We start from the raw sequence: 21,261 nt of genomic DNA, 5'->3' as shown, positions 1-21,261 counted from the left end.
AGGGAAGGGTGGAGACAATTACGTGGACAATCAAATCATTCAGGAAACCGTAGATAAAATTTTAAGCGTATTGCCGAATCAGGCTGGGCAATTGGCACGCTTGGTTCGTCTGATGCAGTTTGCTTGTGACCCCACCATTACCGTCATTGGTAAATATAATCATGGTAAAAGCCGACTACTCAATGAGCTGATCGGGACAGATATTTTTTCTGTTGCCGATAAACGAGAGACGATTCAACTGGCCGAACATAAACAAGATCAGGTGCGTTGGTTGGATGCACCCGGACTCGATGCAGATGTTGCGGCAGTGGATGATCGTCATGCTTTTGAAGCAGTCTGGACACAGGCAGATATTCGCCTTTTTGTGCATTCAGTCCGAGAAGGCGAACTCGATGCAACTGAGCATCATCTTTTACAACAACTTATTGAAGATGCAGACCATAGCCGGCGCCAAACCATACTGGTCTTGACCCAGATAGATCAGATACCGGATCAGACAATTTTAACCCAGATTAAAACCTCAATTGCACAGCAGGTACCCAAACTCGATATTTGGGCTGTTTCGGCCACTCGCCACCGTCAGGGTATTGAAAATGGAAAAACCTTGCTGATCGAAAAAAGTGGAATCGGCGCGTTACGACATACACTTGAGCAGGCACTTGCTCAGGTTCCATCTGCACGAACGTATGAAAAGAATAGATTGCTGTCTGACTTGCATCATCAACTTAAGCAGTTATTACTCGATCAAAAACATGTACTTCAGCAACTACAACAGACACAGCAGCAGCAATTGCATGACTTTGATACAGGACTCATCAACATACTCGATAAGATTCGAGTAGATCTTGAGCCCATTGTAAATATAGATGGTCAAGACCAAGCACTCAATCCAGATTCATTTGCCACGATGTTTAAAAATACAGCAGCCAAGCAGCAACGTGCCAAAGTGCAGATTGCTTACTCACGTGCCTGTATCGAGATCAATAGCCATCTCATACGTCACGGTGTGGTGGGTTTACCCGCAGAGCAACAAACCACGATAAAAAGTATTGATACGGTCATTGTTGCGGTTTTTGGAATTTCAGTGAAATTTCGCGATCAGCTACGTGCATTGTTTTATACCGATACCGAACGACAACGCTTGCAAAGAGAGTTTCGATTTTATTTTGAAAAGTCAGCAGGCCGAATGATTTTAGCTGCCAAGATTGAGCAGACAATGCGGCAGCAAGGGTGTATTCAAAATGCAATGATGGCGTTGCAACAGATGGAGAGTGCAGCATGACCAGCGGCGGACACATTCAATTGTTTATCGAACACACCCGGCAGATTGCGACTGCCCAAGGGGATATACAGTTGGCATTGCAATCGATGCAGCAATGGCGCGAAGCATTTGCTACAGCATTAAAACAAAATACCTTTGATTTAACGGGCTGGTCACCGCAGACAAAGATCGCCAATCAACTCAAGCAATTTAACCATAAGCTTACAACGCATGTATCGAATTGGGATACCGAATGGCATACTTTTAGTGCTGCTCAATCGGTTGCAGAAGTATTTCATGATCGGGTGATGTTGCTTGTATTCGGTAAGTTTAATGCCGGAAAGAGTTCATTGTGTAACTTACTGGCCGAATGCTTTCGTTCTCACGAACAAACCGTGCAATATTTTCATGTTCAAAATGAACAGATATTTTATACCGAATCTCACTTACGCGAAGGTGCAACCGAGACGACAGCGCAACTACAGGGCGTATGTCTGGGTGAAAAACTTATTTTGCTAGATACACCAGGTTTGCATTCTGGTACTCAGAAAAATGCAGCGCTCACACAAAAATTTATCGACAGTGCAGATGGTGTGCTGTGGCTCAGTAGCGCAACTTCACCGGGTCAGGTGCAAGAGCTAGATGCACTGGGGCGCGAGTTAAAGCGTCATAAACCTTTATTTCCTGTTATTACCCGAAGCGATTTTGTCGAAGAAGATGAAATTGATGGTGAGCTATGTACAGTGCTTTGCAATAAAAATTCAGAACAACGTGCGTTGCAAGAGTCTGATGTATTGATGCGTGCGAAAGAAAAACTGCACAGTATGCAAGTGGATGTGAGTTTATTAAAGCCGCCCGTGTCCGTTTCAACTCAAATGGCGCGTGAAGCAGATATGAACCCACAAGCCATGAACGAGGCTGGTTTTGAGCGATTATTTGCAGCACTTTTGGCTCTTATTGAGCCTGCTTTGCGCTATAAGCAGCGTAAACCTGCCGAAGTATTGTTGCATTTTTTGCAAGAACATATCATTGAAGGTTTAAGGTTTTACCTGCAACCCGATCTAGAGCAAATACAACAGGACCTCAAACAGGCTCAAGATGATTTACGACAGCTACACACCGATTTAGCCGAGGCAGTCTGGCGTAGCGTATTGCCTGAGCTACCACAACTTCTTGAGCAACATGCAAGTACACAAAATATTGATGCCGTAGTGAACAGTTTGAACGAGTGGATAAACGTCGCATTCGAACAACAGCTTGCAATTCAGCTTGATGCTTATGGTTTAAATTTGGATTCGCTTAGCAAGATCGAAAAAACCGAAAAAATGCAGTATGAACGCATTGCGGGAATGGTGGTGCATGATGGCTTGTACACGACTCTCACGCAGCAGATTCAACAAGCTGTCAAAGCTTCTACGAGTGAATTGATTGATCAGTGTCAGGCTCAACTTGAGCAGTCAATCAAACATGTTCAAACACTCGATGAAACCTTCATCGATTACAGCGCAGCACTCGATCAACTCAGCCAAGCGCTACGCATTGAATAAAGAGCAGTAAATTTTTCAGACATATTTTATTCGATGAGTGGCCTGATATGGTGCGTTGCAAACACCTCCTGTACACAGGCGAGAATTTTAGGAATGTAATTACTGTGGTCCATATTTCGCACCGCGAGTGAAATTGGGCTATAGGCATCATCATCTAAAATTGGAATATAAAGTAGATTCTTCACCCCAATATCCATGGCAGACGCCGGTACGATGCAGACGCCTTCACCTGCTGCCACCAAGCCGAGTGCCAGTTGAATTTCTCGAATTTCGGTGAGTTTGGATGGTACTAGGCCTAGTTCGGTAAAGAGTGACTGAATAAAGGTCGCAAAATTGGGCTTTTGAGAGACTGGGTACAGCAGCATCGGTTCATCAATAATTTGAGAGAGATGAACCCCTGTTGCTGCAAACTGATTGAGGTGATGATGCTTATGGATTGCAAGTTTGAGCTGTTCTTTATGCAACACGATACGTCGAATTGCAGGATCGGTAATTTTGAGCCGACCAAAACCCAGATCGATTTTTCCCTGCTTAAGGGCATTAATTTGATCTTTGGTGCCGCATTCGATGAGTTCGATGTGAATTTCAGGATTTTGTTGACGAAACAGATAAATAATTTCAGGTAACAAACCATACAGTAAGGAGCTGACGTAACCAATTCTCAAGGTTTGACTGACCGTTGCAATCCGTTTTGCCATTGAGGACGCTTGTGCAGTATGAGTCAAAATCTGCACAGCATGCTGATAAAAAAACATGCCTGCTTCAGTCACTTTAGCCGGTCTGAAGCCGCGTTCAAATAGCTGAATTCCCAATTCTTCTTCGAGTTTTTGAATTTGTCGGCTGAGGGGCGGCTGGGCAATACACAACTTTTCAGCAGCTTTGGAAATGCTTTGCTCTTCAACCACGGTCACAAAATATCTGAGGTGTCTTAGTTCCATTTATACGCCCTAATTGGTTTTATATACCTTTTTAGTATGCAAAAATACCAAATTGTTTATCGTTTTTATTATTACATTAATTTAAGGTATGTAAATAGTATTTATTGAAAAGAAGATGGACCGATGTATAAATCAGTGGAAACTATTTTAGTCGATATTCCAACTATTCGTCCGCACAAGCTTTCGGTCACCACGATGCAGACGCAGACATTAGTTTTGATCAAAATCATCACGGAAGATGGCATTGTAGGCTGGGGCGAAGCAACCACGATTGGTGGATTAAACTATGGCGAAGAAAGTCCAGAGAGTGTTAAAGCCAATATCGACACCTATTTCAAGCCATTGCTGTTGTCCATCAAGGCGCCTTTAAATGTGGCTCAGACCCTAAAATTAATTCGTAAAAGTATCAATGGCAACCGCTTTGCCAAATGCGCAATTCAAACTGCGCTTTTAGAGATACAGGCTAAACGACTGAATGTACCTGTGAGCGAATTGCTGGGTGGACGTATCCGTGATCGATTACCTGTGCTGTGGACACTGGCTTCAGGTGATACCGATAAAGATATTGCCGAAGCCAAAAAAATGATCGAATTAAAGCGCCACAATACCTTTAAATTAAAAATTGGTTCAAATCCGCTACAGCATGATGTCGATCATGTAATTGCCATTAAAAAAGCACTTGGCCCGGAAATCAGTGTGCGTGTAGATGTGAACCGTGCATGGTCTGAGCTTGAATGTGTTAAAGGGATTCAACAGCTTCAAGATGGTGGGATCGATCTGATTGAGCAGCCCTGTGCGATTGAAAATACAGATGCTTTAGCACGTCTGACCGCACGTTTTGATGTGGACATTATGGCAGATGAGGTCTTGACTGGCCCAGACAGTGCCTATCGAATTGCCAAAAAATCGGGTGCCGATGTGTTTGCAGTAAAAGTCGAACAATCGGGTGGTCTGATTGAAGCCTGTGAAGTGGCAAAAATTGCGCGTCTTGCTGGAATCAGTCTATATGGTGGCACCATGCTTGAAGGGCCTGTCGGCAGTATTGCATCGGCACATGCCTTTAGTACCTTTGAAACACTGGAGTTTGGAACTGAACTGTTCGGGCCTTTATTACTAACACAAAGCATTTTGAAAACACCTTTGCAATATGAAAACTTCGAGCTGGTGGTTCCCAATACGCCAGGTCTGGGAATTGAGGTCGACGAAGACAAACTCGAACAGTTACGCCGTCATTAAGGAAGAGGAAATTTACTATGTTGTTTCAAGTTCGTATGGATGTGCATTTACCTGTTAGCATGCCTACTGATCAGGCCAATCAGATTAAATCGGTCGAGAAGGCTTATTCACAAGAGTTGCAACGCCAAGGCAAATGGCGTCATATCTGGCGTATTACCGGACAATATTCCAATATCAGTATTTTTGATGTCGAAAGTAATGAAGAGCTACATACGATTTTACAAGGCTTACCGCTATATCCGTATATGAAAATCGAAGTCATGGCGCTCAATCGTCATCCGTCTTCTGTGCGTGATGACGATAGCTAATATGTAAATAGAGATGACACTTCATCAGTGTTCATCTCTTACGTTTATGGTATTTCTTTATTTTCCGTTTTCATCCAAAGGTTGATGACATGATAGATAAAAGTGCAGCGACCCTAACGGAAGCGCTCTCCCAGATCCACGACGGTGCCACCATCCTGATTGGTGGTTTTGGAACAGCCGGCCAACCCGCCGAGCTGATTGACGGACTGATTGAACTAGGTCGCAAGAACCTGACCATCGTCAGCAACAACGCCGGCAATGGAGACTATGGACTGGCCAAGCTGCTAAAAACTGGCGCAGTTAAAAAGATCATCTGTTCCTTCCCACGTCAGGCCGACTCCTACGTATTTGACGAGCTATACCGTGCGGGCAAAATTGAACTTGAAATCGTGCCGCAGGGCAATCTGGCCTGTCGTATACAGGCCGCCGGCATGGGGCTGGGGCCGATCTACACCCCAACCGGTTTTGGCACTTTACTCGCAGAAGGTAAACCTACCCTGAACTTTGATGGCAAAGACTACGTACTGGAAAACCCGATCAAGGCCGACTTTGCCCTGATCAAAGCCTACAAGGGCGACCGCTGGGGCAATCTGGTCTATCGCAAATCAGCACGAAACTTCGGCCCGATCATGGCCATGGCCGCCAACGTGACCATCGCACAAGTGAGCGAAGTGGTGGCACTAGGAGAACTCGACCCGGAAAACGTGGTGACCCCAGGCATCTTTGTTCAACACGTTGTACCAGTCCAATCTACCCCAGCAAGCGCTGCACCATAAGGAGATCGAGATGAGTTATCACAAACTGACCCGTGACCAGATCGCCCAGCGCGTTGCCCAAGACATTCCGGAAGGCTCCTATGTCAATCTTGGCATTGGCCTGCCGACCAAGATTGCCAGCTATCTGCCTGCCGACAAAGACGTATTTCTACATTCAGAAAACGGACTGCTGGCCTTTGGCCCACCACCAGCGGCCGGCGAAGAAGATCCGGAACTGATCAACGCAGGCAAAGAATACGTAACCATGCTCGAAGGCGGTTGCTTCTTTCACCATGGCGACTCCTTCGCCATGATGCGCGGTGGACATCTGGATATCTGCGTATTAGGCGCATTCCAGATCGCCGCCAATGGAGACCTGGCCAACTGGCACACCGGTGCACCGGATGCCATACCGTCGGTCGGTGGAGCCATGGATCTTGCGGTTGGGGCAAAAAAAGTTTTTGTAACCACCGATCATGTCACCAAAAAAGGTGAGCCGAAGATTGTAGCTGAACTGACGTATCCAGCCACGGGTCAGAAATGTGTCGACCGGATCTACACCGACCTGTGCATCATCGATGTGGTGCCAGAAGGACTGAAAGTGATCGAGAAAGTCGAAGGCTTAAGCTTTGAAGAACTACAACGCCTGACCGGTGCAACACTGATCGATGCGACACAAGGCTAAGGATAACCGAATATGAAACATGCATACATCGTCGATGCGATCCGTACCCCATTTGGCCGCTATGCAGGCGGATTGGCAGCAGTACGTGCGGATGATCTCGGCGCAATCCCGATTGCTGCCCTGATCGAACGCAACCCAAGCGTGAACTGGGCACAGGTCGATGACGTGATCTACGGCTGTGCCAATCAGGCAGGAGAAGACAACCGTAACGTTGGCCGTATGTCGGCACTGCTGGCAGGTCTACCGGTCGAAGTGCCGGCAACGACGGTCAACCGCCTGTGTGGCTCATCTCTGGATGCAATCGCCATGGCAGCACGTGCGATCAAAGCAGGCGAAGCCCATCTGATCATTGCAGGGGGTGTCGAAAGCATGAGCCGCGCACCGTATGTGATGGGGAAATCAGAAGGGGCGTTTGGACGCACCCAGAAGATAGAAGACACCACCATGGGCTGGCGCTTCATCAATCCGAAGCTTAAAGCCATGTATGGTGTGGATACCATGCCGCAAACCGCAGAAAATGTGGCCGAGCAGTTTGGCATCCAGCGTGAAGACCAAGATCAGTTTGCCTACACCAGCCAGCAACGCACCGCGGCGGCACAGGCCAAAGGCTACTTTGCAAAAGAAATCGTGCCTGTCACGATTCCACAGCGCAAAGGAGAGCCGGTGGTGATCGCCACCGATGAGCATCCACGTGCCTCAACTACACTAGAGGGACTGGCCAAGCTAAAAGGCGTGGTCAAGCCGGAAGGTAGCGTGACAGCGGGCAATGCGTCAGGCATCAACGACGGTGCAGCAGCAGTTCTGATTGCATCAGACGAAGCGGTTGCACAATACCAGCTTAAAGCACGTGCCAAGATCATTGCGTCCACCACGGTGGGCATCGAGCCGCGCATCATGGGCTTTGCACCGGCACCGGCGATTAAGAAGCTACTCAAGCAGGCCAATCTGACGCTTGATCAGATGGATGTGATTGAGCTGAACGAAGCCTTTGCTGCACAGGCACTGGCCTGTACCCGAGACTTAGGGCTGGCAGATGACGATGCACGGGTGAATCCGAATGGCGGTGCAATTGCACTGGGTCATCCATTGGGTGCATCTGGTGCGCGTCTGGTGACGACGGCTTTAAACCAGCTTGAACAGTCGGGCGGTAAGTATGCGCTGTGTTCGATGTGTATCGGCGTAGGTCAGGGGATTGCGCTCATTATTGAGCGGGTTTAAGGAATAAATATGCCAGTATTTCACTTTAAAGACACACTAACGGCGCAGGATGTTGCTCTCAATTATGCAACATTCGGTCAGGCGGATCGTCCTGCACTGATCTTTTCAAATTCGTTGGGTACCAACCTGAGTATGTGGCAACAACAGATAGCGTATTTTCAGGACAAGTATTTTGTCATTTGCTACGACACGCGTGGTCATGGTGCATCATCGACACCTGTTGGCCCTTATCGGATTGATCAGCTAGGTACCGATGTAATTGCATTGCTTGATCATTTGCAAATTCCTCAAGCTACGTTTTGTGGAATTTCGATGGGTGGTTTAACCGGACAATGGCTGGCAATACATTTTCCTGAGCGTTTTAATCAGGTGATTGTAGCCAACACCGCAGCAAAAATTGGAGAAGCTCAAGCTTGGCAAGCACGTGCGCAATTGGTGCGTGAGCAAGGGTTAACGCCGATTGCCCAAACTGCGGCAACACGCTGGTTTACGCCAGGCTTTATTGAAGACTCACCAGAAATTGTAGAAAAGCTGAGTCATGATTTAGCTCAAGGTAGTGCCGAAGGCTATGCCAGTTGCTGTGAAGCATTGGCAGAGGCCGATGTGCGCCCTCAACTGCAACGTATAAGCATACCGGTACTGGTGATTGCTGGTGCACAAGATCCAGTGACTACAGTGGCCGATGGTCAGTTTTTATGTGAGCACATTGTACATTCAACACTTGAAGTGCTGGAGGCATCGCATATTTCGAATGTGGAACAGCCACAGGCATTTAATCATGCAGTCGAAGCAGTAATGAAGCGCTTCAATTGATTTGATCTTTTTGACAGATAGAGATTTTAAACCTTTATCTATGAATTTTCAAAACGCCACGCGTTCATGCACGTGGCGTTTTTTTGTATATAGCAATCCGACCATACATTGAATTCGTCAATTTGACATCAAATGACAACTTTCGCGCTTTAGTGTCAAGTTTCTTTTCTCAAACTTGAACAATATAAGTCAAACAGTGACATATACATTCGAAAGGACATGGCCCGATTTGATTCGATTTCAAGTGTGCCATTTTGAATTATTTAAATACAGGAGTCATTCATGGTTACACGTTCAACCATCATGGATACCAATAGTTTCCGCGCAGAACATGCAGCCGCACTGGATGCTGAAACCCGAAAATTAACAGATAAACGTAGCCAAGTGCTCGGTGAGTCTTATCGATTATTTTATCGTAATCCTGTGCATTTGGTAAAAGGGCAAGGGCAGTATCTTTGGGATGCTGCGGGCCATAAATATCTCGATGTATACAATAATGTAGCCAGTATTGGGCATTGTCATCCTGCTGTCATTGAGGCAGTGAATGAGCAGATGAAAATGCTCAACACACATACACGCTATTTGCATGAAAATATTCTGAATTACACCGAAGAGCTTTTAAAAACAACACCAAGCGAAATTGACCGTGCCATGTATATGTGTACAGGTTCTGAAGCCAATGATTTAGCCATTCGAATTGCCCGTGAATATAGTGGCGGAACAGGTATCATTGTTTCGCAAGAAGCTTATCACGGCACCAGTGAGTTAACTTCAGGCTGTTCTCCTGCATTAGGTTCTGGTCAGGCTTTGGCAGCTACAACTCGTTTGGTTCCTGCACCGGATGCATACCGAATTGCAGCAGATGATTTAGGTGATTGGTTTGCAGCGCAAATTCAACAGCAAATCGATGACATGAACGCCAACGGTATTAAGTTTGCAGGCTTTCTGGCAGATTCAATTTTCTCTTCAGATGGTGTAATGCCAAATCCGGTTGGATTTTTGAAAAAAGCAGTAGATGTGATTCATGCCAATGGCGGAATATTTATTGCCGATGAAGTACAACCTGGGTTTGCACGTACTGGAGACTCATTTTGGGGATTCGGTCGCCATGGTGTAGTGCCAGATATTATTACCACAGGTAAACCGATGGGCAATGGAATTCCGGTATCTGGTCTACTTGCCAAAAGCGATGTATTGGCAGCATTTAGCGATAATATTCCATATTTCAATACTTTCGGTGGAAACCCAGTATCGATGGCGGCAGCTCAAGCTGTTCTCAAGGTAATTCATGATGAAGACTTACAAGCACACAGCAAATATGTGGGTGCTAAACTTCAGGCCGAACTTAGCAAACTCATGGATATACATGAATGTGTGGGCGATGTACGCGGTGCGGGCTTGTTTATCGGATTTGAACTGGTGAAAGATCGTGACAGTAAATCGCCAGATAAAGCCTTGGCACTGAATCTGATTGAAGAATTACGTAATACTCACCGCGTATTGACTTCGGTTGCTGGCCCATATGGCAATGTACTGAAATTACGTCCACCGCTGGCATTTCAGGAACACGATATCGACTGGTTGGTTAGCGCACTCGATCAATCTATTCGTAAACTCAAAGATTAAAACTCAGCTAATCTTTAAGCCTTATCACTCGATAAGGCTTTTTTTATCCTGCCTGAGCGGTAATTTCTGTGTGCTGCTCACGCTCATTATGCTGCTCAGTTTCACTTTGATGTGGTTTTCCATACAAATCGATATGCTGATCGCCCCATTCTTTTAAAGCAACTAAAATAGGCTTTAAGGTTTGGCCCAGCGCAGAAAGCTGATACTCAACCTTAGGCGGCACTTGCGGGTAAACCGTTCGAATAATGAGTCCATCTTGTTCAAGCTCGCGAAGCTGATTAGTGAGCATACGCTGAGTTACATTTGGAATACGGCGCTTTAGCTCATTAAAACGTAATATTTTTTCGGTAAGTAAATTCCATAAAATTAAACTTTTCCATTTACCGTCGAGTAGGCCAATCGCAGCCTCGACCGAGCAGCCCGGATTACAATTAAAGCGTGAATGTTTTACCTTACTCATAACAGTATCCTTTTTGACACTATGTGCGAAATTTGTCTGTATATACGGTGATTAAGCTTAAGGTATGCTACCACGCAATACAAGTGAGGAACGTTAAGATGAAAGCGGTAGGCTATAAAGAACAAGGTGAGATTACACGTCCAGATGCATTGGTGGATATCGAGATCGATCAGCCCGTGGCGCGCGGTAAAGATATTCTGGTCGAGGTAAAAGCGATCTCAGTGAATCCGGTTGATACCAAAGTTCGCAAACGTGCAGCAGCAGAAGCAGGACAGTGGAAAATTTTAGGTTGGGATGCAGCTGGCGTTGTGGTCAGTGTAGGCGACGAAGTCACCGAATTTAAAGTAGGCGATGAAGTCTGGTATGCAGGTGATTTAACCCGTCCGGGCAGTAATGCACAGTTTCAATTGGTCGATGCGCGCATTGTGGGGCATAAACCGAAACGCCTTTCTTTTGCAGAAGCGGCAGCTATGCCTCTGACCACCATTACTGCATGGGAAATGTTGTTTGACCGTTTAAAAATTGAAGATCCAGTGCCAGGTGGAGACCGAAGTATCCTAATTATTGGTGGGGCAGGCGGTGTTGGCTCAATCACGATTCAATTACTTAAAGCAAAATCAGATTTGAAAGTTATTGCGACAGCATCACGCGCAGAGACACAAGCGTGGGTGAAACAGCTCGGAGCGGATTACGTGATTGATCATTCAAAACCACTTAAGGCGCAAATGGATGAACTGGGTTTAAAGGCACCTAGTTATGTTTTTTCTACCAATTATACCGATCAATATATGGAGCAGATTGCTGCATTGACCGCACCTCAGGGGCGTTTGGGCCTGATTGATGATCCAGCCGAACTGAGTATCAGCCCACTCAAAACCAAATCGATCTCGTTACATTGGGAGTTTATGTATACCCGCTCAATGTACCAAACGGAAGATATTGCACAGCAGCGTGAACTGTTAAATGCAGTGGCCAAACTGGTCGATGATGGCGTCATTCAAACTACATTGACTGAGGTATATGGCAAGATCAATGCCGAAAATCTCAAAGAGGTGCATAGCCTGATTGAAGGTGGTAAAGCCAAAGGCAAAATTGTGCTTGAAGGGTTTTAAATCGAATCAATCAACAAATAGCTGGAACCGCTTAATTGCGTGTTCCGGCTGTATTAGTTACGCCATTGTCTTGGATTAACACCAAACCAGCGCTTAAATGCACGAGAAAATGCACTCACCTCTGAGTAGCCCAATAAAAATGCCATTTCGGAAATCGGGATATTTTTTTGTTTCATGTAATGCTCTGCAAGCTCACAACGCACTTTATCGACCAGTGAACTAAAGGTTAATCCTTCAAGTTTAAGCCGACGGGTGAGTGCACAGCTGCTCAAATCCAAATCGTGTGCAATTTTTTCCAGATTAGGTTCACCTGTGTTCAGTTCAATTTGAATATGTGAGCGCACTTGATCGGTTAGGCTTTGTCTGTGTACATGGGTATTGAGCAAGCGAAGAGTATCTAGAATTACGGTTAATAGCAGCGGATCATGATTGGGCATCGGATGCTGCAAATCTTTTTTTGACAGTAAAATTGAGTTGAATGGCTGATCAAAATAAACAGGTGCGTTAAACAATTTGCTATGTTCTTGCCAAAACTCAGGCCGCGTATGCTCAAAATGAATTTCACGTGGTGAATAATGCCCGCCCAGCACGCCACGAATCACATTCATAAACATGCCTAAGGTCAATTCGGCATCTTGACGTCGGGTTAAGATCGCACCGTGATGCACCTGATAGTCTAAGCGCCAGCAATCTCCTAAATCGACCATGCGGTTCAGCGTGTCTTTCTGGTGCAAATAAAAGTGATTGGTCATATTGACTAATGCGCTTTCAAGCGTTGCAGAGCATAGTCCGATGTAGCCAATTAGACCTAAAGATTTGGGCTGAAATTGCTGACCATAATGTAAACCGAAATTGTCACATCCTGAAAGTTCAGCGGCCTGTTCTAATACATGACAGTAATTAGGAAGTTGTAAACTTAATGTCGGACTGGCCAGTAACTCGGGATTGATACCACTGATACCAAAGACACGATCGACGTCTGCACCTTTGCTGCTAATGAAATCACTCAAGCCTGATGCAGCTGCTGACAACACGCCCTGATTGCACATGCTGGTGCCCAATAGTTGTGCCGTATTCATCTGAAACATGTGAAGATCTCACTTAATACCGATATATAAAAGAGATGAAGCAAGATGCATACCAGCTATAGCGTAGTTTTTATATGTACGGCTAAAATTAAAAAACCTGCGCCGGAATGGATCAAGCACAGGTTAAAACATAACTCAGTGGATTGGATTTATTGAGATTTCAATGCTTTTGGTGTGCTCGATCCATAACTGATACTGTTGATTGACCCTGTAAATTGTCCTGTGTTTGCATCACGTCCCTGTAGTAAAAATTTCGGATTACTCTGTCCATAGCTTTGAACAGCCAAAGCTGAAAACTTCCCAATATCTGTGGTGGGTTTACGCAGACGATTTACAATCAGCACCTTTTTCGTATCTGTGAAATCCTGCATCATGTTTTGATCGCCTTCGCTGTCGCCAGCAATGAAGAGCGGCCCATAACCATATTTAGATACCAAAAATTTTTCAATTGTGCGCGTTTTGCCTTTGCCTTGGGTCTGATCATAACCTTTACGAAATTCAGGCAAAATGCGTCCTTGTGAATCTCGCTCAAGTTCCATGGCATAAGCATGGCTGTCTGGAATGTTAAAGCCCACGTTGGGATTAGAAATAATTTCTTTAATCACATCGATATATGAAGCCGAACACACATAAACATCGATGCCGTTATTTTGAAATGCCTGAAATAAGTCCTGCATTTCGGCATAAGGGCGTAAACCATTTTCCCACGTTACACTGACCACACCGGCCTGACCTTTTAAATTAGATGGGGATGTCCATTTCACCGGGCCAATGGGCTGAGATTTTTGCCAAGCAACTGTTTTTTGAACCAAATCACGTACTTCTGCTTCGGTCATTCCGGCAAATAAATAGGTTACCCATGGATAAGACACATCATGATCGAAAGTATCTCCAATAGCCGCATACAAATAACGCATTTTGCTGATAAAGTTTTGATAGTGCGGGCTCGTTTTGATTTGCGCTAAGGATTGATTGCCTTTTAAGCCTGAATAGTGCGTATATAGCCATGCATAGCTTTGCACAATATCGGGTGCAATCTTGTCGATATTAACTGCTTGACCTTGGCTGTTATTGTAATCTACAACAAAATTTTGCGTACTGATTCCCTTACGAATAATCGTATTGAGCTGTTCTGGCGTTACGGCAAATGCAAGCTGTTGAAGTTGATAGATTAATGTCGCTTCCTCAATATCTAAAAAAACCGAGGTATTGTCAAAATCAGTCACAATATAGGGCCGTTTTAACGGATTATAGTTAGGACTGTCTTTGCCGTATTGTGCAATTAATTGATTGAGCTGATCGCGATTAAACGCATCCCAGCGACCTTGTGCCAGATACTCCTGCTTGATCGCGGATGCCAACACCTGTGTATCGTGCTTTGGCATTTGGGCACAGCCTCCCAAAGCTAAAACACCTGCGATTAAAGCTCCAATTCCGAGTAAATGCATGTTTCTTTTCATATCTAATTTAGCCCCAAATTACGAAATACAACTCAATTAAAAAACAGATAAAGTGAACAAGTGCTTTGTTTTACTTAAGCGTTGCTACGTCCGACTGGCATTTCACCATTTAAGTACTTCTTACATAAGCGCACGGTTTCATTTGACCATTGATCGCCTAAGCTAAGCGCCATTTCGGTATGTGCATGTGAACCATTCCACGCCATCATTTGAATGCGACGTTGCATAATAAATGTAGGAATCATGACGTAATCATGATTTTGAACATGACCTGTTTTTTCATAACCTGTTAGCCAGTGCTCTACCCATTGCGGTGCAGCATCTAAATGTTCATTAAAACTAATCGCGGCAGCCAGATCATGCATAAACCAGCTCATACCGCAGTCGTCAAAGTCAATCACACCAATTTGTTGATCTTGCAGTAGTAAGTTGGTGAGTCTTAAATCGGCATGAATCAGACCATAGCGATCTTCACCGGCACCGTACTGGCATAGTTCAGTTGAAATACGTGCAATCGCTTCTTCCACCACAGCGTGGTCGGCTTGATCTAAATGCGGTGCATGTTTCCAGTTGCCCCAATGGCCTTGAGCACCGACCATGGTGTCATGATTCCACACAATTCGATTAAACTGTTCTGGGCGTTTCCAGCTTTTACTGTGTTGATGTAGTGCGGCGGTAATTTGTCCCAGTTGTTGAAAAGCGGTCGGATCGACATCGGTGGTGGGCATGCTGCCATTGACCCAATTGAAAAGCACTGCGTAGCGCGAAATGCCTTCGGCCAGTTTCAGGGTGATCACACGTTGACCATCCTGATCGGCAATCGCCAGTGGAACTTCGATTCCACTTTGATTAAGCGCATCTAACCACGCCAGCTCACTTTCGATATCTTGCAAGTGATGATAATTCGGTCGATGGATTCTAAGTGCGTATTTTGCCTGCGCTGTGGTCACTAAAAAAGTGGCATTTTCTGACTGACACAGGAGTTTAACTGAACCTTGATATTCGTTTGGATATTGCTTGATGGCTTGTTCTGCAAGAATTTGAAGCTGAACTGAGCTTAAAAATTCGTTTTGTTCGACCGTCATGATTCGACTCCTTCACTCTAATTTTAGATACATCGTAAGTACCGATTGGCCTGATCTTATAAAAGAAAAAATGAATCAACTTGACTTCAAATGACCTTGCTCACAATTTGCGGTCAAGTTTTGAAATGGGCTTTTACGCAACATGAATGAAGTCGGTTGGATCAATAGAGTGATTGAATACAATGAAAGATTCAGAATTAAGCCTAGACAATGGCGCAACTCGTGATGTTGATTATTTTGCAAAACGCCAGCTCAAAAAGGGTGCAGTGGGCTGGTTATTATTGGTGGGTTTAGGAGTCTCTTATGTGATATCTGGAGACTTTGCGGGGTGGAACTTCGGTCTGGCTCAGGGCGGCTGGGGCGGTTTATTTATTGCAACGGTCATTGTGGCTTTAATGTACCTGTGCATGAGCCTTTCTATGTCTGAAATGTCGACCATGTTGCCTACCGCAGGTGGTGGCTATAGTTTTGCACGTGTCGCGTTTGGCCCATTAGGAGGCTACCTCACCGGAACCGCGATTTTAATTGAATATGCCATTGCACCGGCGGCGATTGCGGTGTTTATAGGCTCATATTGTGAGTCACTGTTTGGGATTGGTGGCTGGAGCGTTTACTTACTATGCTATCTGGTCTTTATGGGTATTCATCTTAAAGGTGCGGGAGAAGCCCTTAAAATCATGTTCATCATTACCGCAATTGCCTGTGTGGCTTTACTGGTATTTATTGTGGCCATGATTCCACATTTTGAAAGCGGTAAATTATTTGATATTGCGGTCAGCAATAACGTTGGGGCCAGTGCATTTTTACCACTCGGTTATTTAGGAATTTGGGCAGCGGTACCCTATGCCATTTGGTTCTTTTTAGCTGTGGAGGGCGTTCCACTGGCGGCAGAAGAAGCCAAAGATCCAGTTCGTTCTTTGCCACGTGGCCTCATTGGTTCGATGCTGATTTTGGCGGCATTTGCGCTATTGATTTTGTTTTTAAGTGCTGGTGCTGCGGGGTCAGATGCGTTAAAAGCCTCAGGTGCGCCTTTGGTTGATGCCTTGATTGCGGTGTATGGGCAGCATACATGGTTGGCCAGTTTTGTTAATTTTGTTGGATTGGCTGGGCTTGTAGCGAGCTTCTTTTCGATTATTTATGCGTATTCGCGTCAGATTTTTGCACTTTCACGTGCCGGATATTTACCAAAAAGCTTGTCATTGACCAACAAAAACAAAGCACCTTTTCTTGCGATTATTATTCCGGGGATCATTGGCTTTTTGATGTCATTGACTCATGAAGGTGATTTGCTGATTTTAATGGCTGTCTTTGGTGCAACCATCTCTTATGTGCTCATGATGCTGTCACATATTAAATTGCGGATTTCACATCCAAACCTTGCACGTCCGTATAAAACGCCGGGTGGTGTGGTTACTTCAAGTATTGCATTGGTTTTGGCTGCAATTGCAGTAGTGGCTGGGTTAATGGTCAATCCGAAAGTATGGTTGCTCACCGCAATGATTTATGTGGCTTTTATTCTGTACTTTATTTTGTATAGCCGCTTTCATTTGGTGAAAGGAACGCCCGAAGAAGAGTTTGCGCGCGTGAACGAAGACTAACCACATTTAAGTGAAACCCAAAGGCATGGTATCTACTGATTCCATGCTTTTTTTATATCTGTCGCCTGTACTAGAAGGTGTGTTTTTCTTAAAATTATGCTATTTTCGCCGCGCTTAGGTATTAATTTTTTTGCGATGCATAAATTGGGTGTGGCCTTTGGCCTTTTGGTGATCTTGTTGCAGAATCTTGTATTCTGGCAAGCACTATTGCCTGTATCGATGCAGCAAAATCCGGTCTGCGTGGAAATTATGCAGATGACTGAGCACAGTGCAATGCATCATGATGCATCGCATACCACAATGTCTGCTGTCAAATCGTCTGCAATGTCATTACATAGCGATTTCAAAGCGGATCAACAGCATTCGATGCATCCAACTCTGGATTGTCATTTTTGTCATCTATTTCATCATATTGCACCTACGCTGACACCGGATATCACGCTGATCGAGATCGGTCAGGTTTTTAAACTGATTTTCCTCTCGGCGATGGCATATATTCTATTTTGCCTGCGCCGTCTCTTTCTTTGCCCGCAAGGTCGAGCCCCGCCTGTAAATCCTGTTTTGATCTAAATTCCGACATTTTTGTCCAATTTTGTCTTACAGAGTTTTACTATGTCTAAATTTTATGTTCATCCACTTACGTGGAGTATTTTACTTGCCCAGAGTTCAATGGTATCGGTGACTTTGGCGGCTGAAACAGGCACTCAAGTTCAAACTGTGCAGCTTTCAACCTTGATTCTAACCGCAGAAAAGCAAGATGAGCGTCATGCATCTTCTCAGGCAATTACCCAGTTTAATCACGATCTGATTGATGTGCCGTTCACCAAATCGCATGTGTCCGAACAAGATATCAAAAATCATAATATTCAGCGCGTGAGCGATGCATTGGCCTTGGTGAATGGCGTGGTTTATCAAGACAGTTATGGCGGTGGCTTTTGGGACAATTACTCGTTTCGCGGCTTTAGTACCGACCCAAACATGGGCACGATTTACATGCGTAACGGCTTAAGCTCTTTAAGCGGCATCCATGCGCCACGCGATATGGTCAACATCCAGTCGATTGATTTTCTGAAGGGGCCAATGGCTGCCATGTATGGCCAAGGCGCTATAGGGGGGATTATGAACATCACCACCAAACAGCCCGAATGGCAACGTAAGAGTGAATTGACCTTAAGTGGCAGTACACTTGAAGAATACCGGACAGCACTCGATACCACTGGCGCAATCAATGATCAGCTTGCGTACAGACTGGGGCTCGCTTATGAAAACAATCAAAGTTTTAGAGATCAGGTCGATAGCCAGCATTATTATATTGCACCACAGTTGGCTTGGAAAATTTCAGATCGTACTCAGTTAAATCTGGATACAGAATTTGCCAAAAATCAAGGCGTGTTTGACCGTGGCGTACCGATGGTTAACGGTCAATTTGTGGTCAATAAAAAAACCTTTTTAGGCGAACCAAGTGATGGCGATATCAAAATCAACGATCAGATGTATCAACTGCGTCTGAATCATCAATTCAATGACGACTGGAACCTGACCACCGCGCTAAGTCATGAGCAGGGTGAGCGCGAAGGAACTTCAACTGAAATTTCATCGATTGCAGCCGATGGACAAACTGCAAATCGCTTTCGTCGCTATCGATGGTTTGATACCGAAACCACGCAATTCCAGACAATTTTACGCGGAAAATTGAATACAGGAACCATTAAGCATGAGCTGGTGGCCAATGTTGAAGCAGGGCATTACACCATCGATCAGCTTCAGCTTAGAAGTGCAAAAGATGCTTCAAGTAGCATCAATATTTACAATCCTGTTTATGGTGAGACTATTTTACCACTCACGCGAATTGCCAAATATACGAAAGAAACGCAGGATATGCTGGGATTCAATCTGCAAGATCAGATTTTCCTGAATGATCAGTGGAATATATTGCTGGGTGGACGCTTTAATCGATTGCAACAACAAATCAATGATTATGCAAATCAGCAAAATAGTAAGCAATCATTTTCGCCTTTTACCCCACGTGCTGGTATTAACTTTAAACCCATCGATCATTTATCTTTTTATAGCAACTGGGGAAAATCATTTGAGCTAAATACGGGATTAAATAAAAACAATCAATTGTATGACCCTGAAAAAACCACCAGTTGGGAAGTCGGTACCAAATATGAATACTTGCCACAAAGCTGGCTAGGATTCACGTATTTTGATCTCGATAAACGCCATTTACTCACCGAAGGGATTACAGACACCTATGTGGACAGTGGCCGCGTGCAAAGCCATGGTGTTGAGTTTGAGCTACAGCATCAGGTCTCTGAGCATTTACGCCTTAATGCAAACTACACCTATACCGATGCTTCGGTGGTCGAAAGTGAAGTCGAAGCCAAAGGTGCACGCCTAAAAAATATTCCTAAGCATACGGCAAATTTAAGTGCGGATTATCAATTTAGTGCGTGGGGGAAAGATGCCGGTGTTACGGGCAATATCAATTATTATGGCAAACGAAGCGCCAATTACATCGACAATGGCACCAGTTTACCTGAATTTACGACCGTAAATGTCGGGGCATATATCAAGCTTCGTTCAGATTTACGTGCACAGCTCAATATCGACAACCTGTTTGACAAAGACTATTACGTTTCAAGTTATACCAATTACTGGGTACAACCTGGTGAACCACTCAAAGCAACATTGTCATTCAGTTGGATGTTCTAGACCAGAAATCTGTTACCCGAACATTGATATTTAAGTCTATATCCGTAAGTTAAAGTAAATTGTCGCCATTGGCCTGAATCACTGGTGGCAATTCTTTACCCAAGGAATGAAGTAACTCGCGTTCAATTAAACGTACAATCGAATCTAAAGGGAGATCATTTTCCTGTAAACCAAAGGGCTCTTCAAGCTGACCACTTAAGGCATCCAGACCTAAAAACATATAAGCAATCAAACCAACCATAAGGGGTGTCCAGATCCCCAAAATATTTTCCAGACTAAATGGCAAAATGAAGCAGAAGCAATAAACTGCCCGGTGCAATAAAACAGAATAAGCATACGGTAAGGGCGTGCTTGCAATACGATCACATCCCGCCTGAATATTGCCCAGAGAAACAATATGCTGGCTTAAAATACTATAAATTATGTCGCTGATTTCGCCTGACTGAAGGCTTGTGAGTAAATCTTTTTGCATGTCTTCCAAAATGTGCTGAGGCGTATTGATATGCTGGTTAAAATAAGCAATATCATCATCTTGATAACCATGATCTAAAAAATGATGCGGATGTGTGGTTTGATGTCTGAGTCGATCCCTCAGAACATTACTAAATACCATGGTCTGGTGCAAAAGTCGTTCACGATGCAAAGGATTTAAAATATGACTATCACGCGCAATATGACGGGATGTTGCGATCAGTGCTCCCCAGAGCTTGCGTCCTTCCCACCAGCGGTCGTAACAAGAAGAATTTCGAAAACCAATAAAAATAGATAAAATGACACCAAAAATTGTAAATCCGATGCTAGGAACGGTGGGAATATTCAAAAAATGCCAGCTATTCAGCAGTCCAAACATTGCTGAAATTAGCATGACAATCACAAGGGCGGGTAACACCTGCGGCAAGATTGTGCCTTTCCAAGCAAATAACAAACGAAAACTATTGGCTTTATTTCGAATAATCATGGGAAGGCATCGTGATTTTGATTAAAACAGGCTTAGTCTAACCAATTTAAAATCAATATGGGAGTAGTTGAGAATAAAGGAATTTAGCTGTTTTAAATTGAAACGTTATTGTATAAGTGGATGAAAATTTCTTACCTGTACCGTAAAGAGGCAATCTTTAATTTTTGCACTCAATTGGGATCAGATTGAAGCAACGCACTTCATCAGCTTAATACCGATAGTCATATTTATAGATCGGATATTCATTATTTGAGAACATGAATAATCATAAAACAGATAAAAAAGAGCATTTTTTGTGCGAAAAATCGATACATTTTTATTGCGAGAGAAATAGTTGCTAATTAATAGTGCGTAATTTTCAGGTTAAAATCTATACAAAAATGCAAATTGATGCA

The 21,261-nt window shown here is 44.4% G+C and carries 19 protein-coding genes; 13 read left to right on the top strand and 6 right to left on the bottom strand.

Annotated elements, in window-relative coordinates; genetic code table 11:
* Positions 1–22 precede the first annotated feature (22 nt).
* Positions 23–1,282: a GTPase gene (locus tag F952_RS08085; protein WP_026056964.1), complete on the top strand. Its 1,260-nt coding sequence runs from the start codon at positions 23–25 to the stop codon at positions 1,280–1,282.
* Positions 1,279–2,808, top strand: a complete 1,530-nt coding sequence (locus F952_RS08080; RefSeq protein ID WP_004925465.1) for a dynamin family protein — start codon at positions 1,279–1,281, stop codon at positions 2,806–2,808. The genes F952_RS08085 and F952_RS08080 overlap by 4 nt, the downstream gene beginning before the upstream one ends.
* Positions 2,809–2,834: 26 nt before the next feature.
* Here F952_RS08080 and catM read toward each other — a convergent pair whose 3' ends face one another.
* Entirely contained in the window at positions 2,835–3,746 is a 912-nt protein-coding gene (gene catM / locus F952_RS08075) for a cis,cis-muconate-binding transcription regulator CatM (RefSeq protein ID WP_004925462.1), read from the bottom strand.
* Positions 3,747–3,869: 123 nt separating this feature from the next.
* Between catM and F952_RS08070 the strand changes: the two genes are divergently transcribed.
* The 7 genes from F952_RS08070 (at position 3,870) to F952_RS08040 (ending at position 10,387) form a co-directional block, all read left to right on the top strand.
* The gene (locus tag F952_RS08070; protein ID WP_004925457.1) at positions 3,870–4,982 is read left to right on the top strand and encodes a muconate/chloromuconate family cycloisomerase; all 1,113 of its coding nucleotides are present in this window, start codon (positions 3,870–3,872) and stop codon (positions 4,980–4,982) included.
* Between the two features lie 17 nt (positions 4,983–4,999).
* Positions 5,000–5,290, top strand: a complete 291-nt coding sequence (gene catC / locus F952_RS08065; RefSeq protein WP_004925455.1) for a muconolactone Delta-isomerase — start codon at positions 5,000–5,002, stop codon at positions 5,288–5,290.
* Positions 5,291–5,379: 89 nt separating this feature from the next.
* Positions 5,380–6,066 carry a 3-oxoacid CoA-transferase subunit A gene (locus tag F952_RS08060; RefSeq protein WP_004925451.1) on the top strand — a complete coding sequence of 229 codons (687 nt, stop codon included), beginning with the start codon at positions 5,380–5,382 and terminating at the stop codon, positions 6,064–6,066.
* Between the two features lie 10 nt (positions 6,067–6,076).
* Complete coding sequence (gene catJ, locus F952_RS08055) at positions 6,077–6,730, top strand: 3-oxoadipate CoA-transferase subunit B CatJ (RefSeq protein ID WP_004925445.1); 654 nt, start codon at positions 6,077–6,079, stop codon at positions 6,728–6,730.
* 12 nt (positions 6,731–6,742) lie between these two features.
* Positions 6,743–7,948, top strand: coding sequence for a 3-oxoadipyl-CoA thiolase (gene pcaF / locus F952_RS08050; RefSeq protein WP_004925437.1), 1,206 nt, complete (start codon positions 6,743–6,745; stop codon positions 7,946–7,948).
* 9 nt (positions 7,949–7,957) lie between these two features.
* The gene (gene pcaD, locus F952_RS08045; RefSeq protein ID WP_004925432.1) at positions 7,958–8,761 is read left to right on the top strand and encodes a 3-oxoadipate enol-lactonase; all 804 of its coding nucleotides are present in this window, start codon (positions 7,958–7,960) and stop codon (positions 8,759–8,761) included.
* 282 nt (positions 8,762–9,043) lie between these two features.
* Positions 9,044–10,387: an aspartate aminotransferase family protein gene (locus tag F952_RS08040; RefSeq protein WP_004925429.1), complete on the top strand. Its 1,344-nt coding sequence runs from the start codon at positions 9,044–9,046 to the stop codon at positions 10,385–10,387.
* Positions 10,388–10,430: 43 nt separating this feature from the next.
* On the opposite strand, the gene F952_RS08035 is transcribed toward F952_RS08040, so the two are convergent.
* Positions 10,431–10,847, bottom strand: a complete 417-nt coding sequence (locus tag F952_RS08035) for a winged helix-turn-helix transcriptional regulator (RefSeq protein WP_004925426.1) — start codon at positions 10,845–10,847, stop codon at positions 10,431–10,433.
* Positions 10,848–10,945: 98 nt separating this feature from the next.
* Between F952_RS08035 and F952_RS08030 the strand changes: the two genes are divergently transcribed.
* Entirely contained in the window at positions 10,946–11,959 is a 1,014-nt protein-coding gene (locus tag F952_RS08030; RefSeq protein WP_004925423.1) for a zinc-binding alcohol dehydrogenase family protein, read from the top strand.
* Between the two features lie 53 nt (positions 11,960–12,012).
* On the opposite strand, the gene qhpR is transcribed toward F952_RS08030, so the two are convergent.
* From qhpR to F952_RS08015, 3 genes are all read right to left on the bottom strand, one after another.
* The gene (gene qhpR / locus F952_RS08025) at positions 12,013–13,047 is read right to left on the bottom strand and encodes an AraC-like transcriptional regulator QhpR (RefSeq protein ID WP_004925421.1); all 1,035 of its coding nucleotides are present in this window, start codon (positions 13,045–13,047) and stop codon (positions 12,013–12,015) included.
* A 149-nt stretch (positions 13,048–13,196) separates the two neighbouring features.
* The gene (locus F952_RS08020) at positions 13,197–14,432 is read right to left on the bottom strand and encodes an HAD family hydrolase (RefSeq protein ID WP_227499433.1); all 1,236 of its coding nucleotides are present in this window, start codon (positions 14,430–14,432) and stop codon (positions 13,197–13,199) included.
* A 149-nt stretch (positions 14,433–14,581) separates the two neighbouring features.
* Complete coding sequence (locus F952_RS08015; RefSeq protein ID WP_004925413.1) at positions 14,582–15,592, bottom strand: phosphotransferase enzyme family protein; 1,011 nt, start codon at positions 15,590–15,592, stop codon at positions 14,582–14,584.
* Between the two features lie 182 nt (positions 15,593–15,774).
* On the opposite strand from F952_RS08015, the gene eat reads away from it, so the two are divergent.
* From eat to F952_RS08000, 3 genes are all read left to right on the top strand, one after another.
* Complete coding sequence (eat, locus tag F952_RS08010) at positions 15,775–17,190, top strand: ethanolamine permease (RefSeq protein ID WP_004925410.1); 1,416 nt, start codon at positions 15,775–15,777, stop codon at positions 17,188–17,190.
* Positions 17,191–17,325: 135 nt separating this feature from the next.
* On the top strand, positions 17,326–17,760 hold the full coding sequence (locus F952_RS08005; protein ID WP_227499422.1) for a hypothetical protein: 435 nt from the start codon (positions 17,326–17,328) through the stop codon (positions 17,758–17,760).
* 42 nt (positions 17,761–17,802) lie between these two features.
* Positions 17,803–19,908, top strand: coding sequence for a TonB-dependent receptor (locus tag F952_RS08000; RefSeq protein ID WP_004925405.1), 2,106 nt, complete (start codon positions 17,803–17,805; stop codon positions 19,906–19,908).
* A gap of 49 nt (positions 19,909–19,957) precedes the next feature.
* Here the strand turns inward: F952_RS08000 and F952_RS07995 are convergent, their stop codons facing one another.
* Positions 19,958–20,866, bottom strand: a complete 909-nt coding sequence (locus F952_RS07995; protein WP_004925402.1) for a bestrophin family protein — start codon at positions 20,864–20,866, stop codon at positions 19,958–19,960.
* Positions 20,867–21,261: the final 395 nt, after the last annotated feature.

Origin of the sequence: Acinetobacter baylyi DSM 14961 = CIP 107474, assembly GCF_000368685.1 — a bacterium.
GTDB classification, from domain to species: Bacteria; Pseudomonadota; Gammaproteobacteria; order Pseudomonadales; family Moraxellaceae; genus Acinetobacter; species Acinetobacter baylyi.
Note: the sequence above shows the minus strand (reverse complement) of the source record. Positions and strands in the feature narration are given on the sequence as shown.